The sequence below is a fragment of the Snodgrassella sp. ESL0324 genome (genome assembly GCF_013344955.1).
Lineage (GTDB): Bacteria > Pseudomonadota > Gammaproteobacteria > Burkholderiales > Neisseriaceae > Snodgrassella > Snodgrassella alvi.
Genome location: NZ_JAAEDS010000012.1, coordinates 277,120 through 291,034, shown reverse-complemented (window position 1 = coordinate 291,034; position 13,915 = coordinate 277,120). Strand labels below are relative to the sequence as shown.

At 33.8% G+C, this 13,915-nt stretch carries 16 protein-coding genes and 1 other RNA gene; 14 read left to right on the top strand and 3 right to left on the bottom strand.

Annotation, left to right across the window (positions count from 1 at the left end):
* Positions 1 to 12 precede the first annotated feature (12 nt).
* The 5 genes from narH (at position 13) to GYY70_RS03520 (ending at position 4,661) form a co-directional block, all read left to right on the top strand.
* Positions 13 to 1,566 carry a nitrate reductase subunit beta gene (narH, locus tag GYY70_RS03540; protein WP_174831308.1) on the top strand — a complete coding sequence of 518 codons (1,554 nt, stop codon included), beginning with the start codon at positions 13 to 15 and terminating at the stop codon, positions 1,564 to 1,566.
* A gap of 9 nt (positions 1,567 to 1,575) precedes the next feature.
* Positions 1,576 to 2,211 carry a nitrate reductase molybdenum cofactor assembly chaperone gene (gene narJ / locus GYY70_RS03535; protein ID WP_078474594.1) on the top strand — a complete coding sequence of 212 codons (636 nt, stop codon included), beginning with the start codon at positions 1,576 to 1,578 and terminating at the stop codon, positions 2,209 to 2,211.
* Between the two features lie 12 nt (positions 2,212 to 2,223).
* On the top strand, positions 2,224 to 2,913 hold the full coding sequence (gene narI, locus GYY70_RS03530) for a respiratory nitrate reductase subunit gamma (RefSeq protein ID WP_037391857.1): 690 nt from the start codon (positions 2,224 to 2,226) through the stop codon (positions 2,911 to 2,913).
* Between the two features lie 401 nt (positions 2,914 to 3,314).
* Positions 3,315 to 3,992: an XRE family transcriptional regulator gene (locus GYY70_RS03525; RefSeq protein ID WP_174831307.1), complete on the top strand. Its 678-nt coding sequence runs from the start codon at positions 3,315 to 3,317 to the stop codon at positions 3,990 to 3,992.
* A 447-nt stretch (positions 3,993 to 4,439) separates the two neighbouring features.
* The gene (locus GYY70_RS03520) at positions 4,440 to 4,661 is read left to right on the top strand and encodes a hypothetical protein (RefSeq protein ID WP_084562022.1); all 222 of its coding nucleotides are present in this window, start codon (positions 4,440 to 4,442) and stop codon (positions 4,659 to 4,661) included.
* Positions 4,662 to 5,153: 492 nt separating this feature from the next.
* Here the strand turns inward: GYY70_RS03520 and GYY70_RS03515 are convergent, their stop codons facing one another.
* Complete coding sequence (locus GYY70_RS03515; RefSeq protein WP_174831306.1) at positions 5,154 to 5,771, bottom strand: LexA family transcriptional regulator; 618 nt, start codon at positions 5,769 to 5,771, stop codon at positions 5,154 to 5,156.
* 378 nt (positions 5,772 to 6,149) lie between these two features.
* Between GYY70_RS03515 and GYY70_RS03510 the strand changes: the two genes are divergently transcribed.
* Positions 6,150 to 6,578 carry a hypothetical protein gene (locus GYY70_RS03510; RefSeq protein ID WP_084547110.1) on the top strand — a complete coding sequence of 143 codons (429 nt, stop codon included), beginning with the start codon at positions 6,150 to 6,152 and terminating at the stop codon, positions 6,576 to 6,578.
* Between the two features lie 487 nt (positions 6,579 to 7,065).
* Here GYY70_RS03510 and GYY70_RS03505 read toward each other — a convergent pair whose 3' ends face one another.
* Positions 7,066 to 7,656, bottom strand: coding sequence for a LexA family transcriptional regulator (locus tag GYY70_RS03505; RefSeq protein ID WP_174831305.1), 591 nt, complete (start codon positions 7,654 to 7,656; stop codon positions 7,066 to 7,068).
* A 362-nt stretch (positions 7,657 to 8,018) separates the two neighbouring features.
* On the opposite strand from GYY70_RS03505, the gene GYY70_RS03500 reads away from it, so the two are divergent.
* From GYY70_RS03500 to GYY70_RS03485, 4 genes are all read left to right on the top strand, one after another.
* Positions 8,019 to 8,921: a phage antirepressor N-terminal domain-containing protein gene (locus GYY70_RS03500; protein ID WP_174831304.1), complete on the top strand. Its 903-nt coding sequence runs from the start codon at positions 8,019 to 8,021 to the stop codon at positions 8,919 to 8,921.
* A gap of 302 nt (positions 8,922 to 9,223) precedes the next feature.
* A complete protein-coding gene (locus GYY70_RS03495) occupies positions 9,224 to 9,712 on the top strand; it encodes a hypothetical protein (protein ID WP_078474179.1) in 489 nt (162 codons plus the stop codon).
* A gap of 3 nt (positions 9,713 to 9,715) precedes the next feature.
* Entirely contained in the window at positions 9,716 to 10,057 is a 342-nt protein-coding gene (locus GYY70_RS03490) for a hypothetical protein (protein WP_078474178.1), read from the top strand.
* Positions 10,058 to 10,109: 52 nt separating this feature from the next.
* Entirely contained in the window at positions 10,110 to 10,544 is a 435-nt protein-coding gene (locus GYY70_RS03485; RefSeq protein WP_174831303.1) for a M15 family metallopeptidase, read from the top strand.
* Between the two features lie 471 nt (positions 10,545 to 11,015).
* Here GYY70_RS03485 and ssrA read toward each other — a convergent pair.
* Positions 11,016 to 11,376: a transfer-messenger RNA gene (gene ssrA / locus GYY70_RS03480) on the bottom strand.
* 269 nt (positions 11,377 to 11,645) lie between these two features.
* Between ssrA and GYY70_RS03475 the strand changes: the two genes are divergently transcribed.
* From GYY70_RS03475 to GYY70_RS03465, 4 genes are all read left to right on the top strand, one after another.
* The gene (locus tag GYY70_RS03475) at positions 11,646 to 12,047 is read left to right on the top strand and encodes a BPSL0067 family protein (protein WP_174831302.1); all 402 of its coding nucleotides are present in this window, start codon (positions 11,646 to 11,648) and stop codon (positions 12,045 to 12,047) included.
* Entirely contained in the window at positions 12,031 to 12,384 is a 354-nt protein-coding gene (locus tag GYY70_RS03470) for an STY0301 family protein (RefSeq protein WP_174831301.1), read from the top strand. Before GYY70_RS03475 ends, GYY70_RS03470 begins: the two co-directional genes overlap by 17 nt.
* A 207-nt stretch (positions 12,385 to 12,591) precedes the next feature.
* Entirely contained in the window at positions 12,592 to 12,945 is a 354-nt protein-coding gene (locus tag GYY70_RS12315) for an STY0301 family protein (protein ID WP_370521139.1), read from the top strand.
* 384 nt (positions 12,946 to 13,329) lie between these two features.
* Positions 13,330 to 13,827, top strand: coding sequence for a DUF1841 family protein (locus GYY70_RS03465; RefSeq protein ID WP_174831300.1), 498 nt, complete (start codon positions 13,330 to 13,332; stop codon positions 13,825 to 13,827).
* The last annotated feature ends 88 nt before the right edge of the window (positions 13,828 to 13,915 follow it).

Here is a 13,915-nt window from a genome sequence, read left to right as displayed (position 1 = left end):
AAGGACACAATCATGAAAATTCGTGCACAAATCGGAATGGTGTTAAATCTGGACAAGTGTATTGGCTGTCATACCTGTTCTGTTACCTGTAAAAATGTATGGACAAGTCGTGACGGGGTTGAATATGCCTGGTTTAATAATGTAGAAACGAAACCCGGTATCGGTTATCCGAAAAACTGGGAGGATCAGGAACAGTATAAAGGTGGCTGGGTACGTGAAAATTCAGGCAAGCTGAAACTAAAGCAAGGTAATCGTCTCAAAGTACTGGCCAATATCTTTGCCAACCCTAATATGCCAGCTATTGACCAGTATTATGAACCGTTTACCTATGATTATGAGCATCTGCAAAATGCCCCGCTGATGCAAACACCGCCTACAGCACGCCCTGTTTCGGTATTAACCGGGCAGAAAATGGATAAGATTCATTGGGGACCGAACTGGGAAGATGATTTAGGCGGTGAATTTGCCAAGCGTTCTAAAGATAAACTTTTTGATGGCATTCAGAAAGATATCTACGCTGCTTTTGAAAACACATTTATGATGTATTTGCCGCGTCTGTGTGAGCATTGCCTGAATCCAGCCTGTGTGGCCAGTTGCCCGTCTGGTTCAATATACAAGCGTGAAGAAGATGGGATTGTCCTGATTGATCAGGATAAATGCCGTGGCTGGCGTATGTGTGTCTCTGGCTGCCCTTATAAAAAGATTTACTACAACTGGGTAGCAGGCAAAGCGGAAAAATGTATTTTCTGTTATCCGCGCATTGAAGGCGGTCAACCGACAATTTGTTCGGAAACCTGTGTTGGCAGAATACGTTATCTCGGTGTACTCCTCTATGATGCAGACCGGATCAGTGAGAGTGCTGCGACAGAAAATCCTCAGGATTTATACGAACAGCAACTGGATATTTTTCTCGACCCGAATGATCCTGAAATTGCCAAAGAAGCACTGGCTCAGGGAATTCCGGCAGACTGGATACAGGCTGCTCAGAATTCACCGGTTTATAAAATGGCGGTTGAATGGAAAGTGGCATTTCCGTTGCATCCAGAATATCGTACTTTACCGATGGTTTGGTATATTCCGCCGTTATCACCAATTCAGTCTGCGGTTGAATCCGGTGTTATTGGTCAGAATGGCCTGATTCCGGAAATAAAAGATATGCGAATTCCGATTGAGTATCTGGCCAATCTGCTGACTGCCGGTAAAACCGAACCAATTATTAATGCTCTGCAAACCATGATTGATATGCGTAAATACATGCGCAGCAAAAATATTTATTCTGAAGAGCAGGCATTACAGGAATTGTCCGGCCATCGTTTGAGTGCTGCGCAAATTGAAGAAATGTATCAAGTAATGGCAATTGCCAATTATGAAGACAGATTTGTTATTCCAAGTGCACATAAAGAACTGGTCAGCAATACTTTTGAGGAAAAAGCCAGTTGCGGATTTTCATTTGGAGATGGCTGTCATAACGGCCACAGCAAAGAAAGCCTGTTTGGTACACGTAAAGCTTCACCGATTATTTTTCATGGACTGCGTAAGAGAAATAATCGTCAGTCGGCCTCATAGGACAGACAAATGTATAAAATTTTATCCATTTTACTAAGCTATCCAAGGCAGGAATGGTTAGACCATACGGATGAATTGCATTCAATTCTGGCCGATCAGTTATCTGCTAATCAGATTTCGGTATTACAGCCATTTTTTGAACATTTACGCACGCATGATGAAATCGATCTTCAAGAAGTATATGTAGCTACTTTTGATCGCAGTCGCAAACATGCTTTACACATGTTTGAACATCTGCATGGAGAAGATCGCATCCGTGGTCAGGCGATGGTTGACTTACTGGCAGAGTATCAGAAACACGGCTTTGAACCGGCTGATAATGAATTGCCGGATTATCTGCCTTTATTTTTAGAATTTTTGTCTCATGTTGCCGAAGATGAAGCCAAAAATTTACTTGCTGATGCAGTACATGTGATTGGCTATATAGCTGACAACCTGCATCAGAGTAAATCAGTGTATGCACCGGTTATGGATGCAGTTGTCGCTTTATCTCCGGTTAAACCGCAGCCATTACAGGCTGCACCAGTACGCAATATGGACGAAGCTCTGGAAAAATTCGGACCAACAGCAGAAGGGCTCGAACCGTTATTAAATCAGCCGTCTGTGCAGGAAGTGCAATTTTTCCGCAATAAAAAATTCAATTAGCCGGGAGACAGCATGTATTACCTTAATCAATTTATTTTCGGCATTTTTCCTTATATTGCCGCCAGTATTTTTTTTCTGGGCAGTTTGATTCGTTTTGATACAAATCAGTATTCATGGAAGTCTGAATCAAGCCAGCTGCTTTATCCGCGTCTGCTGCGAGTTGGCAATATTCTGTTCCATATTGGTGTACTCGGACTGTTTTTCGGACATCTGGTCGGTTTGCTTACGCCTGTAGTAGTTTGGGATACCCTTGGTGTCACTCATGAAGCCAAGCAACTGACAGCAATGATTGCCGGCGGAATAATGGGTACCCTTGCTTTAATCGGATTACTGATGCTTATTTACCGGCGTTTCAGCTGTGCACGTTTGCTGGCTAACAGTAGCTGGCGCGACAAACTGGTATTAATCTGGTTGCTGATTACGCTTTGTCTGGGGCTGGGTACTATCCATGTTTCTGCTCATCATCTGGACGGAGCAGAAATGATTAGCCTGATGCAGTGGGCTCAGCATATTGTGACATTCAGAGGCGGTGCAGCGGATATTATTGCGCATGTCAGCCCGATTTTTAAATTACACCTCTTTATGGGTATGAGTGTATTTGTAATCTTTCCATTTACCCGTTTGGTGCATATCTGGAGCGGATTTGGTACTTTAGTCTATCTGAAGCGTAAAGCACAGCTGGTCAGAAGCAGACGTTATTAAATAGTTTCTAAAAAACAAAAGGCAGTACTGGTATTCAGTACTGCCTTATTTATAATTCATTGCATGATAGTTACATTAAATATATTGGAAATAATCAATGATTAACTCTTAATACTCAGCTGGTTAAAGTATCGCTCTGAATATTAATAGTCATATATACCATAGTTGTTATTGATTTCAATAAAGAATGTGATTTAAAAAATAATTAAACTAATATCTGATAACAAATCTGATGCCAGTACAGAATTTAATATCAAAATAATACTATAAATCATGCGCTCAATTGTGATGAACTGTAAACAAATATTTATATAAATTTATATTAAATTGATAATAAAATTAAGTTATTGAAGCAATATCACATATGTGATAAATTTTGACTTTTATTCAGAAAGTGATTCATGACCACATTCGGCGAACGTCTGACTAAACTTCGTGAAAGTAAAAATCTTTCACAAGCCAAATTAGCACAAATGGCGGGCGTTCCACAAAGTACAATCGCACAAATAGAAACAGGCAGAAATAAAAGTACAAAAAGAATCATAGAGCTTGCAGAAGCTCTTGACACTACACCGAATTACTTATTAAACGGTGTAAAGGATTTAAGCGTTGTTCCGTTATCTTCTGAAATTGGTAGTTATTCTGACAAAAATATTAGTAGCAACATAGGGGCATATGTGAAGATTCCATATTTTGATATGAGTTTATCTGCAGGTATGGGTAATGCAACTTGGATAGTTCGTGATACTGATGATAAATTGCTTTTCAGAGAAAGCTGGTTACAAAGCAAGGGACTTGATGAGTCATCTCTTAAAGCAATGTATGTGCGTGGAGAATCGATGGAACCACTTCTCTATGACATGGATACAATATTGTTAGACATAAATGATCTGGAAATAGTGGATGGCAGCGTATATGCAATAATCTATAAAAACAGATTGTATATAAAAGAGTTACGCAACTCAGAAAATGGTATTGATATTATTAGCTATCATCGTGACTATGAAACTATGCAGGTTACACAGGAAACATACGCTCAATTCAGAGTGCTTGGTAAGATGGTCTGGCGAGGAGGATAAAGTTCTAAATTAAAACCGCTATCACGAATAGCGGTTTTTTTACGTCATTTAATCACAAAAGTGATATTTAATACTTTTAATAATCAAATATTTATAATTTATTTGCTTAAATAATCACAAATATAATTGCAAATATTTAATTACAATTGTAATATATACACATGGAAAAGGTTAAGAAACCAACGACTTTGACAGTAAACAAAACCGCAAAAAGGATGTGATTGATGACGGAACTAATTATAGCTGTTCATTAACTAAGACTGAATTACTTTTGTATACTTTTCTCAATGTATTGATTTTTTTAAATAAGATTTAGTTAAACCAGAATCAAAATAAGTTTAAAAACTACAGGATATTTGTCACATAAAAGTATGTTTTAGTTTTTAAAACTTGGTAGTAGCAAATTTTTTTACTATTACCATTTAATCATATTTACAGGAGTTAATTATGTTGGAAATTATCAAATCTTCAAGCAAAAGAATTTCATATCCGGTAGCTCGCAGAGATCCGGAATATGGATTCATTGTTTTGTTTTTTTCCGACAGCCATGGAGTAGTTATTTCAACAACTGAAGAGGATGAATACAACATCGGCGACACTTCTCTTAGATGGGTATCTTGTAAAAATAGTGATGATTGGGAACCAATTGAGATAACCATTTCAGGTTAAAACCATCAGCTATAAGCATAGAGAGCATAATAAAAATAGATTTGATTAAAATAGAGTATAGCAGCCATATTTTAATTAAAGCCACAAAAAATATTTTATAATAAATGCATAAAATATTATTAATTTATAATAAAAAATACGTTGTACAAATTTGCTGTAAATAATTTAATTTTTTAAATGATAATGGATTCATTTATTTTATTAAAAAGATAATATTTTGTTTTAAAAAAATTTATAAAATAAAGATTTATTAATATATACTTAAAAGGAATTATTTTATGCATTATACTGTATCATCATAAATTTTTATAGAAAATATTAATTTATATGAATAGAATTCATTTTAACAAATCTTGATTTTTGGAAAATGGTAGGGGATAATCCCCCCAATTCTAAAATAGCTATGCTAGTAATAAATAAATTTTATGTTTATTCAACTAATACTATAAGTATCCAAAAACTAGCAATAAACCAGTTAAATTAGTCAAATTCCTAGACATATATTTTAAATTTTTCTATGACGACACCACATATATAAAAGTTATCAGACATTTTAATAATCGGGTAGCGGTTATTGAGTGGTTTTAAATAATGATAGCTACCCTCACTGACATACTGTTTAAACATGGCTTCATTGTCGTTTTCACGGACAATTACAAAACAGCCATCTTTTACAGATTGCTCGGGATCAACAATAATTCTGTCCCCTGCGGTAAATTCAGGTTCCATGCTGTCACCTTTAACTTCAAGTGCAAACGCATTGTTGCCTGGTTTGCGTAGTGTTGGTACCCAGATAATGTTGCTTTCTGTTAAAGCATTTTTGTCCAGCTGTTTGGTAGCATCTATCCAAGATAGTAAGGGCACTTTATAACCATTAAACAAAATTTCGTTAGTTTCAAATGAACCAATACCAAAATGCTCAGGTTGAACAACATCGGCAAAATATGAAACCAGCTTGTCAATATGTGTTTTATCTACACGACCAGTCTGGATCCAACTAGTTACTGAAGGTGGCTTGATTCCAAATGCACGAGCTACATCCGCTTTGCGGACACCTTTGAGTTCAATCGCCGATTTAATAGCCTCACCTAATTTTTTACCAGTATACATAATTAACCCTTAGTTTTTACCTAATCTTATTTAGTGGTTGCATAATTAGGCAATGATTTGCATTTTATTAGTTATTGACTTATTATTATGACAATTTTGATAGATAGATACGGTTTTTATTAATGATAATCAATTTTATGTAAGGCATAAGCAAAGATTTATTTATTAAATTATATGATAATACAAATGCATAATCTAATTTATAAGGAATATTTATAATATAAAAAAGGAATCAAATGATTTTGCAAAAAATTTTAACCAATATTTAATCTGAGTATATATTCTAAATATTAATGCCTAATTAAAAATATATAATAAATTAAAATATTTATTATAAAATTAAATTAATTAGCATATTTATTAAATTAAGGTATATCTATGAAAGACTATAAATTTGAAGTAGATCTGGCGGAAAATGTATTGCGTGCTTATGAATATTGCATGAGAGATACAATCAAAAAAGGGCATTGCCGAAGTATAGAGTGGAAATATCAGGCACATACAGCTGAAAAAAATGTTCAGCAGACACTTTATCCTACTTATCAGCCAGAAGTGTATGATATGGTAAAAGCATCTATGGGAAATCTGTTTTACAAGAATCGTGAAGCTTTTGCTTTATTATCCAGTAAATACTGTAAATTAAGTCCCTTATATAAACGTCAGAATCAAAATACAATCAAACGTAATCAGCGTAGACGTTATTCCAGTAAGGACTGGAATGAGTCAATTGAACAAAGTTTGTGGCTTTTTTGGCAAGAAATGAAAACACAATCAGATTTTGAAAAATATTTTCGGTTTTCTTCTTGACAATTATATTACAAATATTATAATACATTTATATTTTATAGGTATGCTTAACCTTCAACAGCTGATAATTAAAGTTCCCGAAAGGGAGCTTTTTTGCGTCTTGAGATAGCGTTTTTCACTTCCTTTTGTATAAAGATAAATTTTATATTTCGTTATTGAATGAGTAAAATTAAAGCAGGTTTATAGCCCAGCTTATATTTTATTTTTAAAGTATTATTTAATTAATCATCATGTATTCAATTTTGGTTTATATTCATGTGTTAATAAATTAAAATTGAATATTTATAAAATAGATTAAATGTATATATTTTAAAGTATTATGTATATAAATGCTGAGATTTTCAATTTGATATTAATTTAGAAAAGTTTACTTGTTAATATTTTAGAATCTTATAATTATATATTAAGCCGAATGCACATTTCTGGCATCCGACTTAATATCTGATGAAAACATTTATTATTGATATTGTGGTTGTAGTTAAAGAGTCTATAAGAAGCCTCCTCTGTAAATGATTTGGCCGATTAATTCGATATCGTTTAATGTTACAATTTCATCTGGATATTCATAGGAATTATAGCTTTTAATACGTATTTGCTGTTCAGGTAAGTTTTGCAGAATTTTGATTCTGAATAAATTACCTTGATTAAAAGCATAGATTTTTCCATCTATTAATTTTTTTTGCGAAGTATCAACAATGAGTTTATCTCCATCATTTAAAAGATTTTGCATTGAATTACCACTCATGATGACATAGAACAGATTATCCATATGAAATTTATGAGCAGTTATATCAGTTTTTAAAATAGTAATATGAGTGTTCTCTGAATTTGCAGTTTGTTGAAATAAAGGTGGTATATTCAGATAACTATTTTGATTATCTTTAGAAGGCGCTAAAGATTCAATATTATGAAAATTAAGTATTTTCATAATTTTATTCATTGTATCTAGCCTGGGTATAACTTTGCCCAGCTCATATCTGGATATCAAAGATGGAGTAATACTGGCTTTTTGAGCCAGTTCTTTTTGGGAAAGTCCTGCGGCCAGTCTGGCATTTTTTAATTGATTAGCAAATTTCATGATATAAGCATAATTGATTAATAGTGGAAAATTAATAATGAATGATAAAATATGGCTCTAAAAGACCATAAAGTGCTTGTAATTATCTTTTATAAATTTTAATATAGCCATATATGGTTATTTTGATAACCAATTCAGGTTATATTACCTTAAACTTACATAGAGTTAAAACAGCTATTCAACTTATTATATAGTTTTAGTAAATATATTTTATTAAGTATTGATTAATTTGTATAAGGTTAAAATTGAATAAATTAAATTTAAATACATAGAATTTATTTTTAAAAAGGAAAATACCTCAAAGGCTGCCACCTATGAGGTATTAGATAAACAAAACCCAAGCCTAATTTAAGGAGTTTTGAATGGATAATAATATCACATTTGTTTCTTTTCATGGGAGTAGTTTGGCCACTGTCAAGGTCAAAAATACTATTTACGTTTGCATGAAATCCGTGGTGCAGGGGATTGGACTGGATTGGTCTACCCAGCATCGTAAATTAAAAGGTTGCTACCAAAAATATGGTTGTGGATTTTTATCTATACCAATCAAAAGCGGTACTAAAAAAATTCTGGTTATTCCGTTAAAAAAACTGACAAACTGGTTGCAAAGCATTAATCCGAAAAAAGTAAAAGACAGTTTGAAGGAATTGGTTGGGGTGTATCAGAATGAGTGTTCTCAAGCCATTCATTCACATTGGCGTAAATCAAGAGTAGCTAAAAAGCGTGGCCGACCTGGATTAGTTAAAGAGAATGGCGCTTCTGGATTGTTGCCGGCACAGATTACCATGATCAAGACTTTGCACAAACAGCTGGTAATGTCTGTTGAACCTGAAAAACAGACTGAACTGGCTATGACATTATGGCAGGCTGTACGCACACGTTATGGTGTCAGCTATGAAAAAGTCCCGTCATCTAAATTTATTGATGTAATTTGCCTTTTAAGTCGGGTCGCTGTTAAAAAAGTTAATTTTAACAGTAAGGAAGTTACTAAAAGCTGTTCAGACGAAATTCATGTTTCGGTGCAAAGTCTGATAAATTTATATGAATCATTTGTTTGTTCTCAGAAAATGCGTTTGATGTATGAACATTTATTACCTGCTTTCCGTATCCTTGGTAGTAAATATGAATCTCAGATTCATGAATTTGGCTATGGTATGGATAGCATTTTTAATAAATGTCATAAAGCTTTCTTACCTTTATTTGAAAAAATACCGGATTCTCCTGCCAAGGAATCAGCACGTGAATACCTCGCTAAATTGATGTAAACATTCAGGCTGAAGAAGTATTTTAATTTTCACTGAGTTTTAGCCATGCTTTATAAAATTAAAGGTATGGCTAATTTGCTGTTAAAGATATTTCGCAATATTACAAATGATTTAAATCAGAATTATGAATATAAAATATAGTTTTATATTATTTAATTGTATTTTAAATTTCATAAAAGATTAAAAATATATTGGAAGATATTTGTTTATATTTATGATTATAAATAGATATTTATAAACTATTGGTATTAAAGCCGGCTTTCAGCCGGTTTTTTTGTTTTTGAGGATTTGATGGAAGATTTATGAAAAATGTGGAATTGGTATTTCAATTACTTTATTCACTGTTGGATTTAAGATTTTTACCAGATAAATTACAAAGATGGTTGTTTGATACAGGTACAAGAGTGATCACTGTTACCAGTGCGCTGGTTATGATAGGCTTTGCTGGCATATTTATTTTGGGTGGCAGCGAAGTTTTTCATTTGAAACTGTATAAAGGTTTTTTGCTATTGCATCCTTTAACTCTGTCTGTGTTGCTGATAGGTGTGGCTTTAACACAGCTGGTTATTGCAATATTTAAGTCTAATCGGTGCAGTGTATTGTCTGGATATTTGCTGATTTTTTCAGCACTAATATGGGCTGTAATTTCAGCTACTTTCTGGGCATCTTATCCACCATTAACAACTGGAATGACAACTTATCCTGTGCTGGCTGTGGTATGTGCTCTGGCCGGGAGAAATTTGATCAACTACGCTAAACGGATTGAAGATTCTAAATATAAAGGACGATAAAGTATGGAGTTTTTAAAAGATGCTTTTTCCGTCTGTATTTTATTTGCGCTGGTAGGTGGGCTGGCTGGTTCTTTACTGGTTACAGATTACAAACGCTATGGTTGGTTTATGACAATTTTATTTGTCTTGTTGGGAATGATTTTTGCAGCGGCAATAACTGATTATTTTTTTCCACAGAATCATCCATGGCTTTTTGCCGGAGTTGGTGTATTTGCAGGAATGTCAACTACATCGTTTCTTGATGCATTTAAAGCTGCTGCACCGAAACTGGCACAACGCATAATGAATATTGTTAGTAAAAAAGCAGAAGAGTTTGTTGGTAGTGATAAATCAACAAAAGAATAAACATAAATATAAATTAAGCAGCCTTTGGGCTGCTTTTTTTTGGGTGATAAATATGTATAAATTAAGTAATCGATCCTTACAGCGTTTGTATGGAGTCAATTGCAGCCTGACCAACGTGGTAAAGCGGGCTATACAGATAACAAATCAGGATTTTATGGTAACTGAAGGGGTGCGTTCGCGTGAGCAATGCTGTATTAATTATGGTAAGGGGCGAACCGCACAACAATGCAGCCAGAAAGGAATACCGGTAAAATATGCTCAGCCAGATTTAAGTAAGGTGACCTGGTTAAATAATCCTTATGCCAGTAAGCATGTTACAGGCAAAGCTGTGGATCTGGTTCCATATCCGGTTGACTGGACAGATTTGAACAAATTCCGGACTATTGCGCTGGCAATGAAGCAAGCGGCTGCTGAACTTGGAGTGAAGATAATCTGGGGCGGAGACTGGAAAACCAGTAAGGATTATCCTCATTTTGAAATTTTATAAATATTTTTATAATTATAGCGATAATTTATCTGATTTAAATTATTTTTTTGCTTTTTTCAAGCTGAAAAGATCAGATTAAATCAGTTGATTAAAGTACTTTATATATAAAAAATAATTATAAAACGATATATTATTCTGGTAATAGTAAGTTTATTTATTGTTTAATAATAAAATCTTGCTTACTTGTTTATCAGATAAAAATCTAGTAAGAGTAATTATATAGTTTATTTTTTAATATTATTAATGATGATATTTACTTAATTAAAATAAATTTATTGACTAAATCTTAAAATATGTTATAATTCTTAAAAATTAACAGGTATGCTTAACCTTAAACAGCTGATTACACAAGTTCCCGGAAGGGAGCTTTTTTGCATTTTAAAGAAATAAAATCTTATGTTTATAATTTTTGACAGGTTGTTATACAGATGTTTAGAAATTAGAAAGAATTTGAAATAAAAATAGAAAGACTGGTGGAGGCGGGGGGAATCGAACCCCCGTCCGAAAGTCCTCTACAGAGCGATCTACATACTTAGTCTTGCCAACTTCGAATCTTATTCACAAACCGCCGACAGACAGGCTGTTTGTAAACCAGTTGCCATAAATCTTATTTAATGTCAGACAACACGACATTAAACCAGCCAATGTGAATGTCGTTGCAGTGAGTTGCCTCACACGGCCCATTGGCGAACCGCTGCAACGTTTAGCCTTAAGCGGCTAAAGCGTAAGTTTCGTCGTTTGCGACTATATAAATTCAGTGTTTAACGGGAATCTGAGACCCCGGTATGCACGCATCTGCTTTGCAACCCCCGTCGAAACCAAGGTCGCCCCCAGATGGTTTATTTTGTTAATTATACTAAATTTTGATGTATATGCATAGCTATTAGTCACCAGATTGATTTAAGTTAGATTAAAAAAGATTGAAAAACTGTAGAATAGTTTATATTAATTATTTTTAATATGCTGTACATATGGTAAATTGGATTAATAATTTAATTTATTTTAAAAATATTTAATATTTTATGTAAATCCTGTTATTATGATAAATATAATTTACAATATATTTACTTTTTTTGTTTTTATCTTAATTAAGGAAATTGTATGCCGTTTATTGTTTCTGATGCAAATTGGAAAAAACTTATTTCTACAGTTGAAAATAATAAAACGATACAAAATAAGGACGAAAGGACATGGTTTGGAGAATCTCGTGAATGTGTTGCCGCTGTTAAGAGTTTAGCAAATGCACCGCATACTTCTTTTTGGAAAAGAGGGGCTCTTGTTAAATATAATTTTAGTATAAAAAAAGGCACAGTAATAGCGACATTTAAAAGTGAGAGTCAGTATAAAGGTCACGCTGCAATATATGTAGAACAAAATTCCAATGGTATTATTGTTTATGATCAATGGAAAACTAAGGCAATTTCAATGCGATTAATTCGTTTCAATCGGCCCGAAAATGGTATTTCAAATGATGGAGATAAATTTTATGTTGTTGAAAAATAAAATAGCCACATTGTTATCAAGTGCCTTAACTGTAATGATATCAATTAATTGTCAGGCAAAAACTCCTATTGTGAGTTGTCCAGCGACATTTTCTGATGGACATAATGTTTACCAGTTTAAGAATGCTAGTGTATTCGATGGACCAATTGAATTAAATGCTGAATTAAAGCCAGAATTTAAAAAAGATAAACAATATTGGAAGGTGTTTGGAACGAAGTATGATCCTTTTTTAATCTGCACATACGCCAATGCTAATCATTATATTGTTTTTGATGCAAAGGGTGCGAGCTTTTGCGAAGTTACCAATAAACCTTTACAGGCAAGATGTATGCCTTAATCATTTAATATAATCCTGATTAGTTTATCGGATAGAAATAACTCAGCTGCATCTTTTTGGATTTGGAATATAACCAATCATGGCAGATTATTCAAACCCAAAAGGAGTATCGATTCTATGAATAATGAAATACTAAATTATGAAAGTGATGCGATTTTGAGTTTGAAAAATTAATGCTTATACTCAAAATGACAGATATTAATTTATATGTTATCAAATAGTACAGAAATAGTAGCATTATTTATTAGCCTGTTACTTGGCGTAGTATCAATTAATTGCTATGCTCAGACTCCTGTTGTGAGTTGTCCGTCATCTTTTTCTGACGCACATGGTGTTCATAAGCTTGATGATGTTTATGCATATGATGGTCCAGTATGTATGAAGGTATCATTAGTACCTGAGTATAAAAAAAACAAACAAGTATGGGATTTAGATGCTTTAAGGGATCCTTCGTTAGTTTGTACGTATGAAAATACTGAACATTACGTTGTTATTAATGCGAAGGGGGCAGCTTACTGTGAAAGAACAACGGCACCAGTACAGGTAAAATGTATGCCATAGTCATTTAGTGCAAACAGTTAACTCATATCGTAAGTTATTTGCAAGCTTTTTATAAAGTTACGGTACTGGTAATCTGATAATGCCAATTGATAGGATGAGTCTGGCTTATAAGAAAATAAAAAATCTATGATTAGTTTATTACCGCTAGCTGCGGTAAGGCTCGCAGTAATTACTGTATACATCAGCTAATTTTTCTTTATTTTGATTGATATACAATTTAATGAATAGTTATTGATGTCTGGTTATTAATCCATTTTGAAAATATGTGCTGTTACAGAAATAAGGATTATTAAGAAGAAACTGGTTGCGATAGGAGTAATAAATTATCAGTAATAAGGTCATTGTTTTATAATTTGCATTATTTTGTCTGCAATGAGTGCTGTTATGTATGATGTCAATACTAATGATGTACGTCATTTTTTTGCGGATGTATGGCGTAAACGTCAGCAGCCGCAGTTGCTGGATGCGCTGCAACAAAAAGCGTTGAGAATTATTGCTGCACACACAGAATATGCACCTTATCTGGAAAATATCGAGCAGTATTTAACCCGGGTATGGCGGCCTGAAGAAGGTGAAACTAATCCGTTTCTGCATTTATCTTTGCATTTGTCTGTACAGGAGCAGGTAGCGATAGATCAGCCTTTCGGGATTGCTGCAATTCATCAGCGTTTGTGTCAGCAATATGCAGGCGACTGGGTGAAAGCGGAACACGATATGATAGAAGTTCTGGCTGAAACTTTATGGCAGGCGCAACGTTATGGTCAGGGGCTGGATGTTAATGATTATATGACACATTTGCGCAGTCTGGTCGGATTGGGGCAGGAAGATAAGGCACGTTTAAACCCTCATGAAGTCGGAAAAATTTCTGATATACAAGCATGAATTGCTCTGGCTTTGATTATGGTTTATTGTTTTGTACATTTGTATCTGTCACTCATGTTGTTGCAATGGGATTGATACGGGTATTTAT